The organism is Pseudobutyrivibrio ruminis HUN009 (genome assembly GCF_000703005.1).
Taxonomy (GTDB): Bacteria; Bacillota; Clostridia; order Lachnospirales; family Lachnospiraceae; genus Pseudobutyrivibrio; species Pseudobutyrivibrio ruminis_A.
The window spans coordinates 934,255-959,111 of the sequence record NZ_JNLH01000001.1; the positions used below are offsets into that span (position 1 = coordinate 934,255).

At 39.3% G+C, this 24,857-nt stretch carries 28 protein-coding genes; 26 read left to right on the top strand and 2 right to left on the bottom strand.

The features are described from left to right. The first annotated feature begins 3 nt into the window (after positions 1–3). From BO15_RS0104160 to BO15_RS0104240, 17 genes are all read left to right on the top strand, one after another. Complete coding sequence (locus BO15_RS0104160) at positions 4–480, top strand: flagellar protein FliS (RefSeq protein ID WP_033152677.1); 477 nt, start codon at positions 4–6, stop codon at positions 478–480. 159 nt (positions 481–639) lie between these two features. Next, positions 640–1,065: a prepilin peptidase gene (locus BO15_RS13050; RefSeq protein ID WP_167541205.1), complete on the top strand. Its 426-nt coding sequence runs from the start codon at positions 640–642 to the stop codon at positions 1,063–1,065. Positions 1,066–1,091: 26 nt separating this feature from the next. Next, positions 1,092–2,090, top strand: coding sequence for a hypothetical protein (locus tag BO15_RS0104170; RefSeq protein WP_033152678.1), 999 nt, complete (start codon positions 1,092–1,094; stop codon positions 2,088–2,090). After that, positions 2,068–3,294: a CpaF family protein gene (locus tag BO15_RS0104175; RefSeq protein WP_033152680.1), complete on the top strand. Its 1,227-nt coding sequence runs from the start codon at positions 2,068–2,070 to the stop codon at positions 3,292–3,294. Before BO15_RS0104170 ends, BO15_RS0104175 begins: the two co-directional genes overlap by 23 nt. Further along, on the top strand, positions 3,231–4,010 hold the full coding sequence (locus BO15_RS0104180) for a type II secretion system F family protein (RefSeq protein ID WP_033152681.1): 780 nt from the start codon (positions 3,231–3,233) through the stop codon (positions 4,008–4,010). Before BO15_RS0104175 ends, BO15_RS0104180 begins: the two co-directional genes overlap by 64 nt. Continuing rightward, on the top strand, positions 3,994–5,256 hold the full coding sequence (locus BO15_RS0104185) for a type II secretion system F family protein (protein WP_033152682.1): 1,263 nt from the start codon (positions 3,994–3,996) through the stop codon (positions 5,254–5,256). Before BO15_RS0104180 ends, BO15_RS0104185 begins: the two co-directional genes overlap by 17 nt. 13 nt (positions 5,257–5,269) lie before the next feature. Then, on the top strand, positions 5,270–5,455 hold the full coding sequence (locus tag BO15_RS0104190; RefSeq protein ID WP_081828553.1) for a Flp1 family type IVb pilin: 186 nt from the start codon (positions 5,270–5,272) through the stop codon (positions 5,453–5,455). Next, positions 5,455–6,942 carry a DUF5702 domain-containing protein gene (locus tag BO15_RS0104195; protein ID WP_033152684.1) on the top strand — a complete coding sequence of 496 codons (1,488 nt, stop codon included), beginning with the start codon at positions 5,455–5,457 and terminating at the stop codon, positions 6,940–6,942. Before BO15_RS0104190 ends, BO15_RS0104195 begins: the two co-directional genes overlap by 1 nt. 24 nt (positions 6,943–6,966) lie before the next feature. Further along, on the top strand, positions 6,967–7,947 hold the full coding sequence (locus BO15_RS13055; RefSeq protein ID WP_052169761.1) for a TadE/TadG family type IV pilus assembly protein: 981 nt from the start codon (positions 6,967–6,969) through the stop codon (positions 7,945–7,947). Positions 7,948–7,951: 4 nt separating this feature from the next. Continuing rightward, a complete protein-coding gene (locus BO15_RS0104205) occupies positions 7,952–8,386 on the top strand; it encodes a sortase B protein-sorting domain-containing protein (protein ID WP_157752315.1) in 435 nt (144 codons plus the stop codon). Beyond that, positions 8,383–8,589 carry a hypothetical protein gene (locus BO15_RS0104210; protein WP_033152688.1) on the top strand — a complete coding sequence of 69 codons (207 nt, stop codon included), beginning with the start codon at positions 8,383–8,385 and terminating at the stop codon, positions 8,587–8,589. The genes BO15_RS0104205 and BO15_RS0104210 overlap by 4 nt, the downstream gene beginning before the upstream one ends. Positions 8,590–8,594: 5 nt before the next feature. Beyond that, positions 8,595–9,725 (top strand): DUF6382 domain-containing protein, encoded by a 1,131-nt coding sequence (locus tag BO15_RS0104215; RefSeq protein WP_033152689.1) that lies wholly within the window; start codon positions 8,595–8,597, stop codon positions 9,723–9,725. A 96-nt stretch (positions 9,726–9,821) separates the two neighbouring features. Beyond that, complete coding sequence (gene secA / locus BO15_RS0104220; protein ID WP_033152691.1) at positions 9,822–12,392, top strand: preprotein translocase subunit SecA; 2,571 nt, start codon at positions 9,822–9,824, stop codon at positions 12,390–12,392. 162 nt (positions 12,393–12,554) lie between these two features. Then, positions 12,555–13,349 carry a class I SAM-dependent methyltransferase gene (locus BO15_RS0104225; RefSeq protein ID WP_033152693.1) on the top strand — a complete coding sequence of 265 codons (795 nt, stop codon included), beginning with the start codon at positions 12,555–12,557 and terminating at the stop codon, positions 13,347–13,349. 82 nt (positions 13,350–13,431) lie between these two features. After that, positions 13,432–13,692 (top strand): type II toxin-antitoxin system HicA family toxin, encoded by a 261-nt coding sequence (locus tag BO15_RS0104230; RefSeq protein ID WP_033154679.1) that lies wholly within the window; start codon positions 13,432–13,434, stop codon positions 13,690–13,692. A 6-nt stretch (positions 13,693–13,698) separates the two neighbouring features. Further along, the gene (locus BO15_RS0104235; protein ID WP_052169762.1) at positions 13,699–14,052 is read left to right on the top strand and encodes a type II toxin-antitoxin system HicB family antitoxin; all 354 of its coding nucleotides are present in this window, start codon (positions 13,699–13,701) and stop codon (positions 14,050–14,052) included. A gap of 333 nt (positions 14,053–14,385) precedes the next feature. Then, on the top strand, positions 14,386–15,195 hold the full coding sequence (locus BO15_RS0104240) for a nitroreductase family protein (protein WP_033152695.1): 810 nt from the start codon (positions 14,386–14,388) through the stop codon (positions 15,193–15,195). Positions 15,196–15,199: 4 nt separating this feature from the next. Here the strand turns inward: BO15_RS0104240 and BO15_RS0104245 are convergent, their stop codons facing one another. Then, the gene (locus BO15_RS0104245; protein WP_033152697.1) at positions 15,200–16,057 is read right to left on the bottom strand and encodes an AraC family transcriptional regulator; all 858 of its coding nucleotides are present in this window, start codon (positions 16,055–16,057) and stop codon (positions 15,200–15,202) included. Between the two features lie 154 nt (positions 16,058–16,211). Between BO15_RS0104245 and dapF the strand changes: the two genes are divergently transcribed. The 7 genes from dapF to BO15_RS0104280 all read left to right on the top strand — a co-directional run bounded on the left by dapF (position 16,212) and on the right by BO15_RS0104280 (position 21,914). Further along, positions 16,212–17,045: a diaminopimelate epimerase gene (gene dapF / locus BO15_RS0104250; RefSeq protein ID WP_033152698.1), complete on the top strand. Its 834-nt coding sequence runs from the start codon at positions 16,212–16,214 to the stop codon at positions 17,043–17,045. Positions 17,046–17,047: 2 nt separating this feature from the next. Beyond that, entirely contained in the window at positions 17,048–18,520 is a 1,473-nt protein-coding gene (locus BO15_RS0104255) for a UDP-N-acetylmuramoyl-L-alanyl-D-glutamate--2,6-diaminopimelate ligase (RefSeq protein WP_033152700.1), read from the top strand. Next, on the top strand, positions 18,507–19,400 hold the full coding sequence (gene dapA / locus BO15_RS0104260; RefSeq protein WP_033152702.1) for a 4-hydroxy-tetrahydrodipicolinate synthase: 894 nt from the start codon (positions 18,507–18,509) through the stop codon (positions 19,398–19,400). The genes BO15_RS0104255 and dapA overlap by 14 nt, the downstream gene beginning before the upstream one ends. Before the next feature lie 92 nt (positions 19,401–19,492). Beyond that, positions 19,493–20,074 carry a rhomboid family intramembrane serine protease gene (locus tag BO15_RS0104265; RefSeq protein WP_052169934.1) on the top strand — a complete coding sequence of 194 codons (582 nt, stop codon included), beginning with the start codon at positions 19,493–19,495 and terminating at the stop codon, positions 20,072–20,074. Positions 20,075–20,077: 3 nt separating this feature from the next. Then, positions 20,078–21,070, top strand: a complete 993-nt coding sequence (locus BO15_RS0104270) for an SCP-2 sterol transfer family protein (RefSeq protein ID WP_033152704.1) — start codon at positions 20,078–20,080, stop codon at positions 21,068–21,070. A gap of 12 nt (positions 21,071–21,082) precedes the next feature. After that, complete coding sequence (locus BO15_RS0104275) at positions 21,083–21,499, top strand: HIT family protein (RefSeq protein ID WP_033152705.1); 417 nt, start codon at positions 21,083–21,085, stop codon at positions 21,497–21,499. A 115-nt stretch (positions 21,500–21,614) separates the two neighbouring features. Further along, the gene (locus BO15_RS0104280) at positions 21,615–21,914 is read left to right on the top strand and encodes a hypothetical protein (RefSeq protein ID WP_207641075.1); all 300 of its coding nucleotides are present in this window, start codon (positions 21,615–21,617) and stop codon (positions 21,912–21,914) included. A 43-nt stretch (positions 21,915–21,957) separates the two neighbouring features. Here the strand turns inward: BO15_RS0104280 and BO15_RS0104285 are convergent, their stop codons facing one another. After that, entirely contained in the window at positions 21,958–23,022 is a 1,065-nt protein-coding gene (locus tag BO15_RS0104285; RefSeq protein ID WP_033152707.1) for an undecaprenyldiphospho-muramoylpentapeptide beta-N-acetylglucosaminyltransferase, read from the bottom strand. A 154-nt stretch (positions 23,023–23,176) separates the two neighbouring features. Between BO15_RS0104285 and BO15_RS0104290 the strand changes: the two genes are divergently transcribed. Next, on the top strand, positions 23,177–23,524 hold the full coding sequence (locus BO15_RS0104290) for a response regulator (protein ID WP_033152709.1): 348 nt from the start codon (positions 23,177–23,179) through the stop codon (positions 23,522–23,524). Positions 23,525–23,607: 83 nt separating this feature from the next. Beyond that, on the top strand, positions 23,608–24,801 hold the full coding sequence (locus BO15_RS0104295; protein ID WP_052169763.1) for a cell wall hydrolase: 1,194 nt from the start codon (positions 23,608–23,610) through the stop codon (positions 24,799–24,801). Positions 24,802–24,857: the final 56 nt, after the last annotated feature.

A 24,857-nucleotide genomic window follows, 5' to 3' on the forward strand; every position in this document is an offset into this window, starting at 1 on the left:
TAAATGAACAGAGATAAGATTTCAGCTTTTACCCTGAAAATAGCTTCCAGCAATGGATGTGGATTGATTTCAATTCTTTATGATATATATGAAGAATATGAAACAGATGCGCTGGACAATTTTGAAGCTGGCCAAGTGACAGAAGCAATCGCAGCACTGAAAAAGTGTGCAGAGGTTGTAAGTCACCTCCAGAAAGATTTAAATTTTGAATACAAGGTAAGTGGAAATCTGTACGCGCTTTACGATTATGTACAGCGAAATGTATCCAAGTCCATATACAAGGCAAACTCTGACGGATTATTAGAAGCAAAAAAGGTGATGGATGAGTTAGGAGATGCCTTTGACCAGTTGGCAAAGGAAGATACGTCCGCACCGATTATGCAAAATACACAACATATTATGGCAGGAATAACTTATGGAAAAAATTCTTTGAATGAAAGTGTTATGGGTAACCAGGCAAGAAGAGGATTTTGGGCATAACAGTAGTAAATAATAAATGAGGCTCTAGTTCGCTAGGGTCTCATTTTTTGTGTTTTTGTATAAAGAAAAAGTTTGTGAAAAATATACAATCGAATTTCATAGCGTCAAACGCGTTAGACGAATTCCAGGATCAGTGGCATACTGTTGCGTCGACAGGAGGTGAAAAAGACGAGTACGTTTTTGATCTGGAGCATTTTGACGTCGGCATCGCTGTTTGATGCCAGGTCGTACAGGATTCCAAATCAACTAATCATCCTGGGTTACTTAGCAGGAATTTATGTGAACCTGTTGAGCTATGGATGGATAGGAATTGCATACTTCCTTATGAAAGCAATGTGGCCAATAGCATGTTTATCGCTGCTGTATATTTTTGGTAAACAGCTTGGCGCTGGTGACATCAAATTGTTTTCTGTAATGGCAACACTGGTGGGTGCAGACATTACCGTAAATACGATGATCACTTCTGTGATTCTTGCTGGGATCGCGATTGTCATTGTGAGTATATATGAAGGGCAATTAATAAGAAGAAAGCTTCATTATTCTTTTTATATAACGACTGCGTTTTTTTTACTGCAGTATAAATGAACAAGAGAAATAATGGAGGAGTTACCATGAGAAATTTGGAAGTTGCCTTATGTGATTGTTGTGAAGATTACATATTAAAGTTTGCTTCATATCTTATGTCTAATGTGGATGCCAGCATTCATATTTTTACAACAACAGAAAGCTTCTTTTCCGATGAGGGTTGCTATGATGTAGCGATTATGTCTGAGGATTTTAAAGAAGTTTCCGAGTTTAGACCTAAGGGAGAAGTAAAACGCAAATACTTCTTATGTGAAGAACCGGATGTGGAAGATGAAGATTACATATATAAATATCAATCTATCGACAACGTCTTGGGAAAAATAACTGAGTTGCGAAAACAAAAAGGTGTAAGCGCTAGTATAAAAAAGTCTAATGGAAATTCAAAGTTTATAGGAGTGTATTCTCCTGTTGATCATGAATTGCAGCTGCCATTTTCAATGGCGCTGGGTCAGGGATACAGGACAGGTGGGAAAGTTCTGTTCTTGGATTTAGAAGAGATATCGATAATGCCGGATTTAATCGGCAGTGAAATGGAAAGAAATCTTCTAGATCTTCTATACGAAATCAATACAAGCGTAAGTGATTTTGACATAAATACATATGTAAGAAACTTTATGGGATTTGATTTTATTCAGCCATTTAGAAATCCAAATGAGCTCTGTGAGATTGAGGCAGAAACATGGAATTTGCTGTTTGATGTTCTTGCCAAATCAGATTATGACGTGATTGTAGTTTTATTTGGAAGAACAATAAACGGATTCATATCAATCCTACAAAGGTTCGAACACCTTTATGTTTTAGGAAAACCGGGAGATTACTTCAAAAAGGGCCAGGAAGCATTTATGGAATATCTTGAGCGAATAAATGCAGAAGTAGATAGGGAGAGCGTGATACTTCCTATGTCTGCAGGAAATCTGACTGATGGTACATACCAGATTCAGGAGTTGATGCAGGGCAATTTAGGCGTGTTTGTAAAAAAGCTAATTAGTACGAAGGTCAAAAATGCAGTTGAGTGTTACAGATGATTTAGAAAAAGAGATACGTCAGGAGGTAATGAATGCACTTGATTTATCGATGGATGTGTCTGATGAAGAAATATTAACTTTAATAAAAAATATCATAATCGAAAAAGGAAAGAACAGGCCAATTTCGCTATCAGAAAGGAAAAAGATTGAAAATCATGTCTTTAATTCTCTGCGTAAATTGGATGTTCTGGAGGACTTGTTAAACGACGAAGAGATAACGGAAATAATGATTAATGGCCCGGAGAATATCTTCATAGAAAAGAAGGGCCGAGTGGTTCATTGCAGTGAAAAATTCTCCTCGGAAGAGAAATTGAATGACATTATTCAAAATATCGTTGCTCAAAGTAACAAGATTGTTAATGAGTCAAACCCAATCGTAGACACCAGACTTTCTGATGGATCACGTGTGAATATTGTGTTGAAACCTGCGGCTGTAGACTACAGCATTCTTTCAATTCGAAAGTTTCCAAAAGAGCAAATGAACATGGAAAGATTGAAATCTTTTGGTTCTATTTCGGAGGAGCAGGTAGAACTTTTACGAAAGCTGGTGGCAAGCGGATACAACATATTTGTGTCAGGTGGAACAGGCAGTGGTAAGACATCATTTTTGAATGCTCTAGGTGAATTTATACCTAGTGATGAAAGAGTAATCACTATAGAAGATTCCGCAGAGCTTCAGCTGAAAAATGTAGACAACCTGGTTCGTCTGGAGGCGCGAAATGCAAACCTGGAAGGTAAGAATGAAATTACTATCAGGGATTTGCTCAAATCCTCTCTTAGAATGCGTCCGGACAGAATCATTGTTGGTGAGTGCAGAGGTGCAGAAGCTCTTGAAATGCTTCAAGCCTTCAACACCGGTCACGATGGAAGTTGTTCAACTGGTCATAGCAATTCATGTAAGGATATGTTGTCACGCTTGGAGACTATGGTGTTGATGGGAGCAGAGATTCCGTTGCCTGCTATTAGGCAGCAGATTGCATCGGGAATTGACATTATAGTTCAGCTTGGAAGACTACGAGATAAAAGTAGAAAACTGCTAGAAATTACAGAAGTGTTAGGGCTTGAGAATAATGAAATTCAATTGAATCCACTGTATAGATTCAAAGAGATAGAAGAAGTAAATGGAAGGATAGTGGGCCAATGGGAAAAGGTAGGAAGCCTAATAAACCAAGACAAGCTAGTGGCAAATGGAATGCAGATCTAAAGCTAAAGAAGGATGATATCGTGCCCCTATTTCAAGGAATAGGGCTTACATGTGTAATAGCTTTTCTGTTTTATAAATCCCTTGTGGCGCTTTTGATTGGTGTAGGTGTAGTTCCGTTTTGGATTCACCTAAATCGAGTAGAGCGGAGGGAAAAAAGAAAAGCGAGAATGCTTGTAGAGTTTAAGGAATTCATGATTTTAATAGTGCAAGGACTTCAGACAGGATATTCCTTAGAACGAGGTATAAAGCAGGCAGAAAATGAGCTGAAAAGACTGTATCCCAATGATTCTGTTTTGCTGCCATATGCACACGTGATGAATCAAAAAATCTCTATGAATGTCCAGCTGGAAAAAGCATTTATGGAATTTGCTATGTCGGTAGGTTTGGAAGAGGCTATAAGCTTGGCTGAGATTATCGCATTTGCGAAGCGAAGTGGTGGTGACTATGGAAAGAATATCAGGGAAACAGCCATGAAGATAGAAGACAATTTGGCTGTTAAACAGGATATAGAAACAATCACAACAGAAAAGCGATTGGAACTAAAAGTAATGTGCGTTATGCCAATAGGAATTCTTGCCTACATAACACTTACTTCAAAGGGATTTGTTGCCCCATTGTATGGAAATTTGGCAGGCGTATTCATAATGACAGCGTGCCTGATTGCATACGGATTTTTGATTATGTTAGGAAAAAAGATAATTGATATTAAGGTCTAAAAATAGGGAGGTGGGTGTCTTGCAAAAGAATCATGATTTAACCTCAAAGCAATTGATAGAAATTATAGTTGTGTGTCTAGCTTTAGGGATAGGGCTGCTTGTACATGACTATTTGGAAACAAGAATAAACTTTGATGGAACTATAAAAAGAAGTGCTGCAGGCACAGGGAATACAACAGAAGATTTAGAGCTAAATTTTTTAGATCAGAATAAAGAATTGTCGGTAGAGGTATCTGATCAGAGCCTTTCAGATAAAGAGATATCTACAAAGATTAGCCAAGCTATAGAAGAAATAGAAGCTACTTATCTGGGAAAGAACAAATCTGCAAATGAGGTTTGCTATGACCTAAATCTGAAATCAAGCTATTGCGATGGGATGATAGATGCCTATTGGACTTTTGATAAGTACGGGTTGATATCAAACGATGGCAAGCTTAGAACCGCAGAAATTCCTGAAGAGGGTGAAGTTGTAAATCTTGTAGCTCAACTGAGTTACGAGGAGTGGACGGAGCTTTATAGCTTTTCGGTATTTGTATGTCACAAAAGCACACAGACATTGGATGGTCAGTTGGAGGCAATCGAGAAAGCTGTAAAAAATGTAGATTCTACAACACGTGATAAAGATATTATGGTCCTTCCAACGGAAGTGGAAAATATAGAGCTATCTTGGAAAAGGAAGATGAATTACCGCGGATTGCAGGTCATAATCCTAGGGATTGTCACGGTAATTGGAATTCACCTTGGGAAAAAGAAGGATGAGAAAAAGGCTAAGCAATTAGAAATAGAAGAGAAAGAAAAAGATTATCCAATGATAGTCAGTGAGCTATCCATTTTGATGGGAGCAGGTATGAGTCTTAGGAAGGCTTTGGAGAGAATAATCGCAAGATATAACCTGAAAAAGAAATCGGGATTATTCCGCCCAGGGTATGAAGATATATCCGTGACCTACCGCAAAATGTGTGACGGCTTAGGAGAGGTGGCAGCCCTTGAGGACCTGGGAATGAATAGTGAAAGCAAGGAGTATAGAAAACTTGCTATGCTACTTGCGCAGAACTTGAGGAAGGGCTCAGCAGACCTAATAAGCTGCTTAGAAAAAGAAGAAAAATATGCTTTTGAAATGCGAAAGCAAAGAGCTATAAAAGCTGGAGAGGAAGCTTCAACGAAGCTTTTGATTCCAATGGCAGGCATGCTTTTTATTGTAATTGTAATTTTGGTTGTGCCTGCGATTATGCAAATGAATATATAGAAAGAGGTAAAGAATGTATTATTTAATGCTTAAACAAAAGATTAAAGATTTCCTTACAGAAGAAGATGGAATTGGAACAGTAGAGATGATATTGATTTTGGTCGTTTTAATCGGAATCGTGCTTATTTTCAAAGAACAGCTCAACTCGTTGGTTGAGAGCATTTTCAAAACAATCAATGAGCAGGCTAAGAAGGTATAGTGGCTAAGGGTTCTTTAACAGTATTTGTTGCTCTGGTAATGGTTTCGGTTATGACTCTAATTTTTACCATGGGCGAGTGTATTCGTATATACGAATTACAGGATTTTAGCCAGGAATACACTGACATGGCGGTGGAGAGTGGTTTCTCAGAATATAATCCGTATCTTTGGACGAATTATAGAATTCTTGCGGTGGACTTGGGATATGGAAGTGGAAATGTTGGACCGGCCACATTGGAGCAAAAAATACTGGAATATTGTACATACAATGCAAACATGGAATATGGCAGTAATTATGCAAGACTCATACCGGAATCGTGTAGTGCTGCCAATTATTCGTTGCTTACAGATAGCAATGGGGCTGGCGTGGTAATGCTGGGAGTGAAGGCTGCAAAGGACGGTCTGGCTGAGCAGATAATTACTGGCGTACAGCAGAAAGCAGAGAGTATAAACGGTGTAGAAAAGGTTTCTGTAGAACAGCAAGCATCAGATGGAAAATCAACATTGGATAATGAGAAGGCTGCGTTACAAGCAAAAAAACAAGCTGCGGCAGCGGATGATAATCCAGATACAAATCCATCAGATTATCCGGAACCACAAGAGGTGGATGACAATCCACTGGATGCATTTACCGCGATGAAAGAATCTATTCAAAAAGGATTTTTGTCTACAGTAGCAGATTCCGAAAAATTATCAGATGTACAAATCGACTTAAGTACTATGCCATCACACAGAACGTTAAACACAGGAAACATGGAAATTACTAATGGCAATATGTTGGTTGATAAAGCATTGTTTATAGATTATTTGCTTACAAGCTATAGCTATTATGGCGTGGATTTAAAACATGATGGAATGAAATATGAGGTTGAGTATTTGATAGCAGGAAAAGAGTCAGATGTACAGTCGCTGGCTACAGTGCTAGAAGAAATCTTGCTCATTAGAGAAGCGGCCAACTTTTCGACCATCATGAGTAATGCATCCATGGTTGCTCAAGCTCAGGCCATAGCAGACATCATAGCAGGATTCACTATGAATCCAGCAATAATTGAAGCTGTAAAGTATGCAGTCATAGCAGCTTGGGCATATATAGAAAGCACTCTTGATGTACGTCTTTTAATTTCAGGCGGCAAGGTGCCTTTGATTAAAAATCTAGACCAGTGGACATCAGATGTGTGGCACCTATCAAATTTCCTGGATGTAAATTGCAAAGCGAAACCCAGTGAGACAGGAATTAGTTATAAAGACTATCTCATAGGATTTCTTAGTTTGAATAGCAATAATACTCTTGCTATGCGAGCTTGCGATGTAATGGAAAATGCATTGAATGCCACTGAGGATTATAAAAATGTAAAGGTGGATAACATGGCTTTTGCAGCAGATGTAACTATCACATATGCTGCGGATGAGATGTTCATGTCACTACTGGATAGCAGTAATACTGTAGGTGAATACAGCCTGAGTAAACATAAATATATATCTTATTAATCTAGCGAAAGGAGGTGTAAAAAGGTGTCTCAGTTTCACTTCAAATTTGTTTCCCAAATAAAACCATTTGCACCGGTTTTAAAAATGATTGTTTATATAAATAGTTTAAAGAAAGGTAATATGCCTGCGTTTCTTAACTGCAAAAGAGAAGATATGGAGATACCTTTTTATGCCTCCTTTAAGAAAGCTAGTTACACTATTGAAGCGGCCATAATAATGCCATTATTTATTTCATTGATGGTATTTGGAATGTTTATTTTTAGGGTGTTGCAGGTTCAGTCTGGTATCCAACAATCAATAGATTTTGCCAGTAGAACTATGGCAGTAACTCTTGGAAATGTAGCTAATACAGGCGAATCTAATCAGGATGTAAATCCAAATGAACAAGATCCATCTGTGCATGGAGAATTGTCCGAGGCAGGGCTTTTAGCGGGAACCATATCACTTGCAGCCATAGAAGTGGCAAAAAATAATGTACCACTAGAGTTTATAGATGGTGGTGCTATAGGTCTAAATTTTCTAGGAAGCGAAGCGGAAGGCAACTATATAGATTTAAAAGTCAGTTATACCATGACCTTTCCTGTTGGCTTGCTAGGAAATTTATCATTCGATGTAAATCAGCGTGCCAGAACAAGAAAATGGGTAGGGTATGATAAGGCAGAATATGAGTCCGATGGTCGTTATGTGTATATAACAGAACATGGGTCTGTTTATCATGTGAATTATTTTTGCACCTACCTTAATCCATCGGTGCACAGAGTGCCGAAGGGAGAGGTTAAGGACAAAAGAAATAAAAGCGGAGCAATTTATTATGAATGTCATAGATGCAAAAACAAGGATGAAAATGGCTTTTTGTACATTACAGATTACGGTACATCCTACCACAATGATGTGAATTGCACCGAGATTAAACACAACATAAAGAAGGTCCTTTATGAGGAAGTGAAGGATAGTATGGCACCTTGCAGTAAATGTTCTGCAGGGGAAGCTCATGATGAGGAGTAAGAGAATGGAAACAATTGGATTGGCTTTTCTATACGGATTGACAGCTATGGATGATTTGAAAACAAAACAGGTACGGGTAATAGAAATAATAGTATTTGGGATTCTTGGAATACTAACAAATATAATCTACAGACACCATACATTACTTAGCGTATTAGGTGGAGTGGGAATAGGCCTTTTGACAATTGTATTTAGCTACATTTCAAAAGAAAAAATTGGAATGGGTGATGCTTATATCATAACAGTGACAGGTTTGTATTTAGGATTTATAGATACAGCAGTTTTGTTATGGCTCAGTTCTTTGCTGGCAGCAATTACAGGGCTAGTTTTAATACGTAAATACGATAATCCTAAAATAGAAATACCATTTGTCCCATTCCTTCTAATAGCCTATATAATCATGTATTTAATTCATACTGTAGGAGGAATTGTTTTATGAAGCTGAAGGGAAGCTACACTGTAGAGGCCGCATTCATAATAAGCTTTTGCTTTATCTTATTCGGCATGGCTATCGGTGTTGCCTACGAATTATTTCAAATTACTCTGGAATATGTGAAGTATAAAGAGGGGAGTTTTGACGCTGTAAATCTATTCAGATTAAAGGAAGGGCTTGTAGGAATATATCATGCTATAAAGGAGTAGAGTATATGGAAATAAGTTATGAACGAAAGCACAATGAAAGCTTTATGGTGATAGATGGTAATGGGAAAAGCATCGATTATGAGAACAAAATGATTAACGCCAACCGTATATCTTCTTTGTTAACCATGAGTAGCTTTGCATTGGATGGTAAGGAAAAGCGCAGTTATACAATAAGTCGAAAAGAGAATCTGGAGGACTTTATTGATGCCCATGATTTAAATATAGAAATGCTGGAGCGAATTATCATAAATTTGCAGCTGGCACTTGATGAAGTAGGAAAGTATCTTATCGATGAGCAGCATATTTGGATAAGTAAAGAATCTGTCTTCTTGGAGAAATCTAACGAGAATTACAAGCTTAGCCTTTGCTATTATCCTGGAGAGTTTGGCTCAGTTCAGGAACAGTTTAGGCAACTGATGGAATTTTTCCTTTCAAAGGCATCCCAGGCTGATAGGGAATCTGCAAAGCAATTGTATATGGCATACGATTTATGTCTGAAGGATGATTACACATTAGAAGAAATAATTGATTGCCTTCAAGATAGAGAATACAAAGAACCATTTCAGGATAATGCTGAATATGTGCAGGAGCCCGAAACAGAACGACCTGAGATTTACGTAGAGAAGGTCACTTTGGAAGAGGACCCTGATATGGATTACCTGGCAAATTATTATGAAGATGATGAGCCAAAGCAGTCTTTTGTAGAAAAGCTGTTATCAGCAACAAAAGATATTATTTCAAAAAGAAAATCGGTAAAAGATGAAGAGGACTCATACACTGAGGATTTCCTTGTTGAGCCAGATTACGAGCTAGAAGAAAAAACAGTTCTTTTAACTGAAGCCAAGGCTGTTGGAAAGCTCGTATACGATGGAAATAATAACGAGGATGACTTTATCATAAACAAGGAAATTTTTAGGATTGGTTCATCAAGGAACAACGATGCTATTTTAAAGGCTCGTACAGTCAGCGGAAACCATGGGAAAATCACAAAGGAAGGTGATGATTTCTTTCTTGTGGACAACAACAGTTTAAATGGAACATTGTTAAACGGAAACATACTGTCTTATCGTATTCCGTATAAATTAAAACCTATGGATATAATCCAATTTGCATCGGAATCCTATGTGTTTATGTAATTGGTGTAAAGTGCCAACTTTTGTTGTTAACTCCCTTTATTTTTGGTAAAATAATAAAAGTTTGTGGGATTTTCCCTAGTTAGGAGAGTTAACGAAATGAGTATTATCGATAAGGTGTTTGGAACACACTCACAGCGCGAGTTAAAGCGCATCAATCCAATCGTAGATAAAATTGAATCATATAGAGAAGCTATGGGGGCTCTTACTGATGAAGAGCTTCGCCATAAGACAATAGAATACAAGGAGAGACTTGCTAACGGAGAGACACTTGATGACCTCCTCCCAGAGGCATACGCTACAGTTCGTGAAGCTGCTAAGCGTGCCCTTGGCATGGAGCACTTTAGAGTACAGCTCATCGGTGGTGTTATTTTGCATCAGGGGCGTATCGCAGAGATGCGTACTGGTGAAGGTAAGACTCTTGTTTCAACACTTCCAGCATACCTTAACGCACTTGAAGGCAAGGGCGTTCACATCGTTACTGTAAACGATTACCTTGCAAAGCGTGATGCTGAGTGGATGGGTGAGGTTCATCGTTTCCTCGGCCTTACAGTTGGTGTTGTTTTAAACGACATGTCAAAGGAAGAGCGTCAGGCAGCTTACAATTGTGATATCACATACATCACAAACAACGAGCTTGGTTTCGACTATCTTCGTGACAACATGTGTGTATACGAAAAAGATTTGGTTCAGCGTGGCCTTCACTACTGTATCATCGATGAGGTTGACTCAGTTCTTATCGATGAGGCACGTACACCGCTTATCATTTCAGGTCAGTCTGGAAAGTCTACAAAGCTTTATGAGCTTTGCGATGTTCTTGCTCGTCAGCTTCAGCGAGGCGAGGACCTTCCTGAGTTCTCAAAGATGGATGCCATCATGGGCGTTGAGCGTAACGAAACTGGTGACTTCATCGTAGACGAAAAGGACAAGGTAGTTAACCTTACAGCACAGGGTGTTGCAAAGGTTGAGCAGTTCTTCCACATCGAGAACCTTGCAGATCCAGAAAACCTTGAAATCCAGCACAACATCATCCTTGCACTTCGTGCTCACAATCTTATGTTTAAGGATCAGGATTATGTTGTTTCAGATGGTCAGGTTATGATCGTTGATTCATTCACAGGACGTATCATGCCAGGTCGTCGTTATTCAGATGGTTTACATCAGGCTATCGAAGCAAAGGAGCGTGTTGAGGTTAAGCGCGAGTCTATGACTCTTGCAAGCATCACATTCCAGAGCTTCTTCAATAAATATGACAAGAAGGCAGGTATGACAGGTACTGCTCTTACAGAGGAGCAGGAGTTCCGTGATATCTACGGAATGGACGTTGTAGAGGTTCCTACAAATCGTCCAGTACAGCGTATCGATCATGATGATGCTGTTTACAAGACAAAGGCTGAAAAGTACAAAGCAGTTGTTGAGGAAGTTAAAAAGGCTCACGAAAAGGGACAGCCAGTACTTGTTGGTACAATCGATATCGATATTTCAGAGCTCGTTTCAAAGATGCTTCGTCGCGAAGGAATCGAGCACAATGTATTAAATGCAAAGTATCATGAGAAGGAAGCTGAAATCGTAGCAGAAGCAGGTAAGCATGGCGCAGTTACAATCGCTACTAACATGGCTGGTCGTGGTACTGATATTAAGCTTGACGAGGAAGCTCGTGCTGCCGGTGGTCTTAAGATTATCGGTACAGAGCGTCACGAATCTCGTCGTATTGATAACCAGCTCCGTGGACGTTCAGGTCGTCAGGGAGACGTTGGTGAATCACAGTTCTTCATCTCACTTGAGGATGACCTTATGAGACTTTTCGGTTCAGATCGTCTCATCACAATGTTCAACTCTCTTGGTGTTCCAGAGGGTGAGCAGATTAAGCACAAGATGCTTTCTGATGCTATCGAAAAGGCTCAGAAGAAGATTGAGGAAAACAACTTCTCAGCTCGTAAGAACTTGCTTGATTACGATCAGGTTATGAATGAGCAGAGAGAGCTTATTTATAAGCAGCGTCGTCGTGTACTTATGGGCGAGGATATGCATGAGCAGATCATCAGCATGATTAAGGACAAGGTTGACGAATGTATCGAAAAGACAATTCCAGATGATGTTGAAACAGACCTTTGGGAGCTTCAGGAGCTTAACCACCTCCTTTGCCCAGTCATTCCAGTTCCTGTAATGACAAAGCTTTCTCTTGGCAACATCAAAGAGAAAAAGCAGCTCAAAGAAAAGCTTACAGAAATTGCACTTGATATGTACGATAAAAAGGAAAAAGAATTCGAGCAGCCAGAGCAGTTCCGTGAGGTTGAGCGAGTTATCCTTCTTAGAGTTATCGACCGTAAGTGGATGGAAGAGCTTGATGATATGGAACAGCTTCGTCAGGGTATCCGTCTTCAGGCTTATGGTAACCGTAATCCAGTTGATGAATACAAGGCAGCCAGCTACGATATGCTTGATGCAATGAATGCTGCAATCATCAATGATACACTTACAATGCTCTACAGAATCCGCATTGAAAAGAAGGTTGAGCGTGAGGAAGTAGCTAAGGTTACTGGTACAAACAAAGACGACACAGCATCTTCAGGACCAAAGGTTCGAAAGGAAAAGAAGATTTTCCCTAACGATCCATGTCCATGTGGTTCGGGATTGAAGTACAAACAGTGTTGCGGAAGAAGCAAATAAAAAAATGAAACTTGATTTCATTTTTTATTTGCCACGACACATCCTCTTTGCCCGAAGGGCAATCTCAAATGGATGTGTCTTCCCGTTAGCTTAAATAAACTACATGTGATTTAGACAGAACCATCTCATTTTGAGATGGTTCTTACATTTAAAGGATAAAGTATGACAGATTTAGAAGAATACTATAACAAATTCAATGAGGATAAACGCCTGCGAAGCCGCCATGGAATTATGGAGTTTACTGTTACTATGAAATATGTCCACAAATATTTAGATATGGTTGCAGCAGAGACTGGAAAAGATAAAGCTAATATCCGGATTCTGGATATTGGAGCCGCCACAGGCGGCTACAGTATCCCTCTTTGGGAAGAGGGATACGATGTCACAGCAGTGGAATTGGTGAAGCACAACCTTGGTATGCTTAAAGCCAAGGGCACAGGTGTAAAGGCTTTCCAGGGAAATGCACTTAAGCTCAAAAGATTTGAGGATGAGTCTTTTGATTTGACACTGTTGTTTGGACCGATGTATCACCTAAAGACTAGAGAAGAGCAATTACAAGCTTTGAAAGAAGCAAAGCGTGTTACAAAGACTGGGGGATATATTCTTGTTGCGTATGTAATGAATGAGTATGCCTTCTTGACTTATGGAATTAAAGAGGGCCACGTCTTAGAGAATATTGCTGAGGGAAAGTTGGATGAAGCCTTCCACGTACGGCCGGGCGCTGATGATTTGTATATGTTTATGCGAACAGAAGATATAGCAAGTCTAAATGAGGAGGTTGGTTTAGAGCGAATGCAGATTATTTCTCCAGATGGACCTGCTAATCATATGAGAAGGGAAGTTAATGCATTATCAGAGGAACAGTTTATGCAGTTTATTAATTATCAAATGGCCGTCTGCGAGCGCGCCGACTTGCTCGGCGCCAGCGCCCACACTGTAGACATATTAATAAAGTAAAAATTATATATTATGTAATTGGGTATTTGAAAAATAAAGAAAGGATGATAAAATGTAACTAGAATTTAGTTGCATGATTCAAATGCCAAAAAAGAAAGAGTTATTAGAAAAATTATTTAGAAAACCATATCCTAAAAACTTCACAGTTAGAGATTTAGATGCTCTTATGAGTAAATGCAATTGCGATAAATTTCAGGGAGGTAGAGGTTCAAGTATAGGATATATTCATATTAAAACAGGTAGAATAGTTCAATTTGATGGGCCACATCCAGGTAAGGAATTATATAAATATCAGATTGATATGATTAAAAAATATATAAATGATATTGGAGAAAAGGAGTAGTAGCTTATGAAATCAGATATGATGAAATATAAAGGATATCGAGCAACAGTAGGCTATGATAGCCGCGACAATATATTTATTGGAAAGGTCTTTGGAATAAAAGATTCATTGAATTTTCATGGAAGCTCAATTGAAGAATTAGAGAATTCTTTTCATGATTCTATTGATAATTATTTGGAAATATGTGAAAAATATGGAAAGGTTCCAGAAAAAGAGTTTTCAGGAACATTCAATGTAAGAACATCACCAGAGATTCATGAAAAAGCTTCAGTGTATGCAGCAGAAAATGGATGTACTTTAAATCAAGTTGTCACAATGGCAATGGAATTATTCTTAAGAAAAAAGATGATGAAAATATAAAACAAAAGCAGCTAATCGACTTAGTCGATGTAGCTGCTTTTTAAATAATCTATGAATGTCATAACTTTGCCGTTTTCGCTGTCAAATAACTCTTTGAAAATGTTCATGTCAAAACCTCCTATAAACATTTTTATCAATCAACATCTATAGAATACCATGATTTCTGAAAACTTCCATTGAGAAGTTATACAAATTATACAATTTCCACAATCGCAAAATGTATATAATGCACAAAAAGAGAGCGATTATCCCGCTATAACATAAATCTATAATGTTTTAGATTGATTTTGCACAATCAAATAGTATAATATAAATTAATCGGAGGTACGGTATATGTTTTTTGATGATGTAAAGAATAGAAGAAGTGTTAGAACTTTTGATGGAGAGGGATTAACTCAAGAAGAATTAAAGGATTTACAGGCTTACTCTACAAGTATTGTAAATCCATACAATATCCCAGTTGAATTTGTGTTTTTAAATAAGGAAGATTATGACTTATCAAGCCCAGTTCTATCTGGTGAAAAGCATTATATTTCAGCAAAGGTCAAAAAAGGCGAAAATGCAGATGTTGCCTATGGCTATAGTTTTGAAGAATTATTAATGTATGCGGAAAGTAAAGGAATAGGTTCAGTTTGGATTGGTGGAACAATGCCAAGAGATAAATTTGAAGCTGCTTCAAATCTTCAGGCAGATGAAATTATGCCATGCATGAGCCCTATTGGATACCAGGCTGATAAAATGGGTGTTAAGGAAGTGCTTATGAGAAAAGGAGTAAAAGCCGACACCAGATTTGACTTCTCAGACCTATTCTTTAAAGGTGATTTCAACACCCCACTTACTCAGGATGAGGCAAAGGAACGTGGTATTCTTTTAGCCCTTGAAGCAGTTCGCCTTGCGCCATCAGCTGTTAATAAGCAACCATGGCGAGTAGTAGTAACTGAAAATGGTGCACACTTCTACGAAAAGAAGGATCGCGGCTACGACAATGGCACATATGATTTACAGAAAGTAGATTTAGGTATCGCAATGTATCACTTTGAAAATCAGTGTCGCGAAGAGGGAAAGCAGCTTACATTTAAGCTTGCAGATCCAGGAATTGCTATCCCAGAAAAAACTGAATATATTGCAAGCTATATTTTCTAATACATTAAAATGACAGCGAGGCCTGTGACATAGCCTTTTTCTTAGGGCTAGTGCCATAGGTCTTTTTGTATGCCCTAAGGAATGTGGAGTAGGTACCAAAGCCGGCCTGCTCAGCAGCCTCCACTATAGCGACACCAGAATTAATCAATGACTGTGCCATTGAGAGACGCTTGATAGTAATATAGTTTCCGATGGTATAGCCAGTTTCATTCTTAAAAGTATGCATTAAATAATACCTGGAAAGAAAAAATTCCCCAGCTATTGCATCCACAGACAAATCCTCTGCCAGGTGTTCGTTAATATAATGAATAATCTCTCCGATTTTTGACCCAGCATAATTGGTAGAAATATATTCAACCTCATCGCTGATTGCAGCTCGATTCAGCTCAATCATAAATTCCAAAAACAGCACTTGCATGAAAAGTTCGTTGGCGTAATCCTCCTTGCCAAGATTGGTGGTGAGCTTTCCGACAGCAGCAGCCACCTTAGAATTCTTGAAAGAGTGAAGTCTCAAAACATGAGAACCCTTTTCCATTGCATTTCTAAAGCAATAAGATAAATCATTTCCCTCGCGACTGTATTCTGCCAAAAATTCCTTTGAAATATAAATGATGATTCTCTCGTAAGGGGAATTATCGTGAAAAATAGGACGGTGAACTTCTCCTGCACTGACAAAAACAATATCGTCTGCCTGCAAATCGAAAGTCTGGCCCTCTATGGAATAGGAGGTGTTTCCAGATAGATGTATCAGCACTTTATGGAAATCATGATAATGAAAATCAATCTCACCCAAATTCGAATCCACGAGATGAAAAATCTTGAAATTATCATATAAATAGCCTTTTTTCGAGTATCTATCCATGGCAACCTCCTATAATATCTTAAATTTATTATATATCTATCAGCACTATTTGCAATAATTTAAGCACAAAGCGGCATTATAATATTAAAAAGTGCGGAGTATACTTGTGGTATGATAGAAACCGTACAGTTAACTAGTTTCGAAAGGACATTATATGAAATTTACAAAAATGCATGGCTGCGGTAACGACTACGTTTATGTAAATCTTTTTGAGGAGCAGCTTGATAACCCAGCAGAAGTTTCTATTAAAGTTAGCGACAGACATTTCGGAATCGGCTCAGATGGTCTTATCACAATCGGCCCATCTGACAAGGCAGATTTCAGAATGCACATATATAACGCTGATGGTTCAGAGGCAGAGATGTGTGGTAACGGCATTCGTTGCGTTGCTAAATATGTCTACGACCACAAGCTTACAGACAAAACTGAAATCACTGTAGAAACAGGAGCCGGAGTTCTTACTCTTATCCTTTATCCAGAAAACGGCAAGGTTCAGCAGGTTCGCGTAGATATGGGTGAGCCAATTCTTACACCTGCAGATATTCCAGTGGTTTCTGAAAATGACCAGGTCATTGATGAACCAATCGAAGTAGGCGGCAAGACTTGGAACATAACATGCGTTTCAATGGGCAACCCACATGCAGTTGTTTTTGTAGATGACACAGCAAATTTCCCACTTGAAAAATACGGTCCACTTTTTGAAAATCACGAAAGATTTCCAAAGCGTACCAATACAGAATTTGTTCAGGTTATCAGCCGTACTGAGGCTAACATGCGAGTTTGGGAGCGCGGTAGCGCCGAGACTTGGGCTTGCGGAACAGGCACATGTGCATGTGTTATGGCGTGCATCCTTAATGGAAAGACAGAAGACAAAGTATTAGTTCACCTGAGAGGTGGTGACCTTACCATAGAATACGACCGCGCAAGCAATCACGTATTCATGACAGGTCCAGCAACCGAGGTATTTTCAGGAGAAATAGAGGTATAAAAATGAAATTAACAACTCTTTTAGAAGAATTAGACTATGAGTTATTCGCAGGAGAATTAGACCGCGAAATATCTACACTTACATACGACTCAAGAAAAGTAGAAAAGGATTCAGTGTTTGTTTGCATCTCAGGCACAGTTAGAGATGCCCATGATTTCATTCCAGATGTAATCGAAAAGGGCGCAGGCACTATCATCATCGAAAAAGATGTTGAAACAGTTCCAGGTGTTACTTACATCAAAGTAAAGAACAGCCGTCAGGCTCTTGCAATTCTTTCAGCTGCATACTTTGGTCACCCTGCAAAGGAGCTTAAGACTATCGGTATCACTGGTACAAAGGGCAAGACAACTACCACATACATGGTAAAGTCAATCCTTGAAAAGGCAGGCATCAAGACAGGTCTTATTGGCACAATCGAGTCAATCGTTGGTGAGGAGCGCATTCCTGCTGTAAACACAACTCCAGAATCATACCGTGTTCAGGAGCTTTTCAGACAGATGGTTGATGCTGGCCTTGATGCAGTAGTTATGGAGGTTAGCTCCCAGGCTCTTATGCTTCACAGAGTTTCAGGTTTCACTTTTGACATCGGTGTATTCACAAACCTTGAGCCAGATCATATCGGTGAGAATGAGCACAAGGATTTTGAAGATTATATGCACTGCAAGAGCCTTCTTTTCCAGCAGTGTAAAGTAGGTATTTTTAATGGAGATAGCGAGCACATCGATGGTATCCTTAAGGGACACACTTGCGATGTCATTAAATATGGTTACGGTAAGGACAACGACCTTATTGCTGAAAATGTTGAGCTTCTCAAGGAGCACGGCGCTCTTGGTGTTAAGTATCACATCGCCGGCAAGGAAAACATGGATGTTGAGGTAAACGTTCCAGGAACATTCTCTGTTTACAACTCACTTACAGCAGTTGCTATCTGCAAGCAGTTTGATGTTGCAGAGGATAAAATCAAGGCAGCCCTCAAGGATGTTCACGTAAAGGGACGTATTGAGCTTGTGCCAGTTTCAAAGAAATTTACAGTCATGATTGACTATGCACATAATGCAATGGCTCTTGATAGCCTTCTTACAACTCTCAAGGCCTATGAGCCAGGCAGATTGGTTTGCCTCTTTGGATGCGGAGGAAACCGTGCAAAGAGCCGTCGTTATGAAATGGGAGAGGTAAGCTCAAAGCTTGCTGATCTTACAGTTGTTACATCAGACAACCCACGTAACGAGGAGCCAATGGATATTATCAATGATATTCTCATCGGCGTTAAGAAAGCTGATGGCGAATACGTAACAATCCCTGATCGTAAGGAAGCAATTCGTTATTGCCTTGTAAATGCAAAAGAAGGTGATATTGTGGTACTTGCAGGTAAGGGTCATGAGGATTACCAGGAAATAAAAGGTGTAAAGCACCACATGGATGAGCGTGAGCTTATCGAAGATATTATTAAGGAGGATGGACATGACATTATTTAAGGGAGCAGGAGTAGCACTTATTACTCCATTTAACGAAGACGATACCGTAAATTATGACATGCTCGGAACTTTAATTGATAGACAGATTGAAGGCCATACAGATGCAATCATTGTATGCGGCACAACAGGCGAGCCAGCCACAATGACTGAGGAAGAAAAGCTTTCTGTTATAGATTTTACAGTAAAACGAGTTAACCACAGAATTCCTGTTATTGCAGGAGCAGGTGCCAATTCTACAAAGCTTGTTATTGATTTTTCAAAGAAGCTTGAAAAGCTTGGGGTAGATGGACTTCTTATTGTTACGCCTTTCTACAACAAAGCAACACAGCAGGGCTTGTACGAGCATTACACAGCAATCGCTCATGAAGTAAGCCTTCCAATTATCATGTACAATGTACCTAGTCGTACAGGATGCAACATCCAACCAGAAACAGCTATGAAGTTGGGCCTTGAGAATAAAAACATCGTAGGAATCAAGGAAGCAAGCGGAGATATCTCTCAGATTACCAAGCTTGCCAGCCTTTGCAGAGGATGCCTTGATATCTATTCAGGAAACGACGACCAGGTTATCCCAATTCTTTCCCTCGGAGGAATTGGTGTAATTTCAGTGCTTTCCAATGTTGCACCTCAGGGCACTCACGATATGGTTATGGAATATCTTAATGGCAACGAGGAAAAGGCCAGAAGATTACAGCTCGATTACCTTGAGTTAGTAGATGCATTGTTCTGTGAAGTGAATCCAATCCCTGTTAAATCCACAATGAATATGTTAGGATTTAATGTAGGAAGCCTTAGACTTCCACTTACGGAGATGGAGGAAGAGCACAAAGTGGCAATGAGTAAGCTTTTACACAGAATGCCACAGGAAATGCTAGCATAATTTTGAGGGACGAGTATTTTAATCCAAAGGAAACACCAATAACTTTTATATTGGTTGCTATAAATATCATTACATTCGTAGTGTTGGAAATAATGGGTGACACTACGGATGGTTTATTCATGCTGTTAAACGGTGCCATGAACCCAAACAAAGTACTTGCAGATGGGGAGTGGTATCGTCTTCTTACAGCTACATTCATGCATTTTGGAATTGAACATTTGATGAATAACATGCTGCTTTTATTTTTGCTTGGGCAGATTTTTGAACGAGCAGTGGGACCAGTGCGTTATTTAGGAATATATTTAGGGTCAGGACTTACTGGCTCTTTTTTGTCATTCTTTTTTATGTGTTTGATGGGAAAAAACGATATTGTGGCTGGAGCATCCGGTGGAATTTTTGGAATAGTTGGTGGAATGCTTATTGTTATTCTTGTACACAAAGGGAAATATAACGGAATAAGCACCAAAAGAATGCTGATTATGGCGGGACTTACTCTTTATTTCGGTTTCGCATATGCTGGAACAGATAATGTAGGTCATTTGGGAGGTCTTACTGCAGGCTTAGTCATAACATTCTTTACCTACGGAATTCCTACATTAATAAAGGGGTCACACGTTGATTTTGAGTCCGAAAAAAATTATACTTTAAAACAGGATGATATCAATGAGGAATGATGTATGAAAGTTAATATCTATTACGGCGGAAGAGGCCTTTTGGAGGACCCAACTTTATATGTAATTAACAAAATGGAGCAGGTTTTGACAGAGCTCCAGGTTGAGGTTCGCCTTTACAATATTTACGAACAAAAAAATGCGATTTCAATGCTTCCACAGACACTTAAGGATGCAGATGGAATTATTCTTGCAACCACAGTGGAATGGCTTGGAATCGGCGGATATATGAATCAGTTCTTGGATGCATGTTGGCTGTATGCTGATAAATCAGCTCTTGCCACCACATACATGCAGCCTGTTGTAATGTCTACAACCTATGGCGAGCGTGAGGCTATGGTTACCCTTGAAAATGCTTGGGAGATTCTTGGTGGCTTGCCATGTTCTGGCTTCTGCGGATACGTAGAGGATCTTAAAGAATTCAGAGAAAATGCGGAATATGCTCACATTATCGAAAAGAAAGTAGAGACACTTTACCGCACAATTTCACAGCATACAAAGGGATTGCCAACCAGCAATCAGGCTGTCACACGAAGCATCCTCAGGACTGCTCAGCTTGAGCTTTCACCACAGGAATCAGAGCAGCTTTCAAAGTTTGTATCTGACGATGAGTATGTTCAGACACAGAAGGCAGACATCGCCGATCTTACGAGCATGTTCAGAGATATGATGGGGCAGAAGCAGGAAGACAGCGCTAATGAATACATAAACGATTTCAAGGTTCACTTTAGAGGAAACCCAGAATTCTATGCAAAATATCTATTTATGGTCGAGGGGAAGAGCCAGCCATTATTTATGAATGTAATGGGTGAGCAGCTTGAATGCCACTACGGCAAAGAAGACAATATTGATGTTTACATGAAGCTTTCCGGCTCAATCATGGACAACATCGTAGCAGGCCGTGAAACATTCCAGCGTGCATTTTCAGTGGGAGATATGACAGCAAAGGGCAATTTCAGAACCCTTCGCATGCTTGATGAAATATTCAATTTTAGCTAGGAGGATAATGTAATGAAGGACAACAATTGTATTTTCTGTAAGTTGGCAAATGGAGATATTCCAACAAATTCTATTTTTGAGGATAATGATTTTAAGGTAATTTTGGATGCAGATCCTGCTACAAAAGGACATGCACTTATCCTTCCAAAGAATCACTTTGCAAACCTTCTTGAGGCAGATGATGATGTGCTTGAAAAGGCATTACCACTTGCTAAAAAAGTAGCAAATAAAATGAAGGCAGAACTTGGCTGCGCCGGCGTAAATATCGTACAAAACAATGGTGAGGCAGCAGGCCAGACAGTCCATCATTTACACATCCACATCATCCCAAGATATGAGGATGATCCTGATAAAACAATTTGCGGTTGGAGCCATCAGTCATTTACTGAAGAAGAGACTGCAGAGGTTGTAAAGAAGCTTTCATTATAAAATAATAGTGAAAAAAATTATTTTAAAAAGATTTAACTAATCTCTTGACTCTGAAAGTTAAGAAATTTATAATTTACAGGTATGTTAATTTCATAACAAAAAGGAGAGAAGAGATATGGACAACAATATGAATTTTGACCCAATGACAGGTCAGCCAGTTAATCAGCAGCCTGTATACCAGCAGCCTGTAGTTGATGAGACAGTTGGTGTAGGTGAGTGGATGCTTACAACACTTCTTTGCTGTATTCCAATCGTAAACATCGTTTTGATGTTTGTTTGGTCATTCAGCAACAACACAAAGCCATCTAAGAAGAACTGGGCTAGAGCTGCACTTATCTGGGTAGCTATCGTGTTAGTACTTTACATTATTTTGATTGCTGTTTTCGGAGCTGCAATCGCTTCATCATTGTACTAAGATAAAAATAGGAGCAGGTACTTAATGTACCGGCTCCTTTCTTTTATTTGTTAATATCGTTTATTAACTCTAATATTGTGCTATTAGCATCTAACAAATGGCTTGATGCCATGGTTTCTTTTATAGAATCTCTTCTATCGTAAACATCTTTTACCGCATTAATTAGAATTTCAGATGTAAGCTCCTCCTCCTGAAGAACTGTTGAAAATCCTTGCTTCTTGTAGCTTTCTGCATTAAGAATCTGATCTCCACGGCTAGCTGCAGCTGAAAGCGGGATAAGAATGTTTGGAATCTTTAAAGCAAGAATCTCGCAAATTGAGTTTGCACCTGCACGGCTTATCATCAAATCTGTCATGGCGAACACATCGTTTAATTGTTCACTGACAAACTCATATTGTTGATAACCGGTCTTGCCTTCCAAATCTTTGTTGATATTTCCCTTACCAACTAAATGAACAATCTGAAAATCTGAAAGTAGTGTATCAAGTGATTCCCAAACAGCATTGTTGATGAATCGGGAGCCAATGCTTCCACCCATAATTAAAATAACTGGCTTGTCGGCAGTAAATCCCGTGAACTCAAGGCCCTTTTCCTTTGAGCCAGTGAAAAGCTCTCGGCGAATAGGCGAGCCAGTGTGAACTGATTTGCCTTCTGGAAGATACTGAAGTGTTTCAGGGAAATTGCAACATACCTTTGTGGCAAATGGAATAGCTAGCTTATTGGCAAGTCCTGGAGTCATATCAGACTCATGAATAATAGAAGGAACATGCTGACGAGCAGCTGCCATAACAACTGGTACAGAAACAAATCCGCCTTTTGAAAATACAACATCTGGCTGAATGTGCTTGAGCAATTGATTTGCTTCAGAAAAGCCTTTGATAACTCTGAAAGGATCTGTGAAATTCTTCCAATCATGATATCTACGAAGCTTGCCAGATGAAATACCATAGTAGGTGATGCCTGCATTTTCTACCAATTTCTTTTCGATTCCAGTATATGAACCGATGTAGTAGATTTCGTAGCCCTGCTCCTTGAGAAGTGGAGCTAAAGCTAGGTTTGGAGTGACATGACCAGCAGTACCACCGCCTGTCATTACTATCTTTTTCATATAGAACCTCTTATATAAATATTAAGTATTTTTATTTGAACATTTACATGATAACAATCGTGAATTAAAAGTCAAATAATAGTACAATCCGGCGAAAATACGTGATAAAATTAGTTATGGAGAATAACTATTATGAAAAAAAGGGGAATGGTTAATGAAAGTATTAATAGTTGATGACGAACTTTTTGCAAGACGCACTTTGGAAAGAATTCTTTCTGATGATGCAGAAATTATCGAGGCACAGGATTGTTACGACGCATACACAATGTATGAAGCATTTCATCCTGATGTAGTAATCACAGATATTATGATGAAAGGTGGCATCGGCGGAGACTGGCTAATAGATAAATTGCTCCAGCTTGATGAGCACGCTAAAATCATAGTTTGCTCAGGCAGACAGAAGACAGATTTGCTTAAATATAAGCTTATGGGAGCTAAGTATTGCATCCAAAAACCAATCAAATATCAAGAGCTTTGGGACTGTATTGATGCCGTAATTTGACAAAAAATTGTAATAATGTTATATTAGCCTTCGTAACAAAGTTGTAATAAATAGAATTTTTTTGTAAAAAACAACGGAGGCTTATGGTTAAATTTAGCAATTATCTTGCTGCAGCGTACGATAAGAATCGAAAGTATATCAATAAACGTACTATGCAGTCAGGAGCTCTTGCAGTAGCATTGATGCTCTTATTTACAGGCGCATACACAGGCGCACCTGAGAAAGAGGTTTCTACTACAGCTGTAGATGTTCAGCCAACTAGCACAGCAGGTGTATTCTCAGCAGTATCATCAATGGAGCTCACAGCAGGAGATTCAAGTCTGGTTTATGCATCAGCGGATGTTACAGTGGTTGCGTCTACAACAGATCAGGTTGAGCCTGATTTAGAAAATGAATACGATGAGTGGGCAGACAAGGTTATGGCACAGGTTGACGATTATCTTTCTATTCGTTCAGAAGCCAGCTCAGATTCAGAAGTTATTGGAAAGCTTCGTTCTGGCGATGTTGCTACACTCGTAGATGTTTTTGACGGATGGTACGAAATCGAGTCAGGTAATGCACACGGCTTTGTATCAGCAGATTTCTGTGTCACAGGCATCGAAGCTTATGAGCTTGCAATGGATGTATGTGATACATACGCTACAACAGATGTAGCAGGACTTCGCATTCGTAGCGAAGCATCAGAGGATTCTAGCATCCTCAAGGTTGTTTCTGAGGGAACAAAGCTTACGGTTAATTCTGATGCAGAGGAAGTTGATGGCTGGGTAGCAGTTACATCAGCAGGCGTATCAGGATATGTTAAGGCAGAGTATGTTCAGGTGGACATGGCTACTGGCGAAGCTATCACTCTTGAAGAAGAGGCAGAGGCTAAGGCTGCAGCAGAAGAAGCAGCACGTCAGGCAAAGGAGGCAGCAGCTGCTGCCGCTGCAGAAAATCAAAGCATTATTGATTCTGCAGACGATGTTACTCTTCTTGCAGCAATCATTCAGATTGAAGCAGGAAACGAGATTTACGAGGGCCAGGTTGCAGTTGGTTCTGTTGTTATGAACAGAGTTCGCAGCGGTTCTTATGCAAACACTATCAGCGGAGTTATTTTCGCAAAGGGACAGTTTGCAACTTCACGTATGTCATCAGTTATCTCAAAGGGACCAAAGGCTTCTTGTGTTCAGGCAGCTTATGATGCCCTTGCAGGTGTTGATACAACAGGTGGTGCAACACACTTTAGACGCGCAGGTTCAAAAGATGGACTCATTATTGGTAACCACGTTTTCTATTAGTTTTGAATATATTGATGCAAAATCTGAGCTCTTGGGCTTTACCCAAGAGCTCTTTT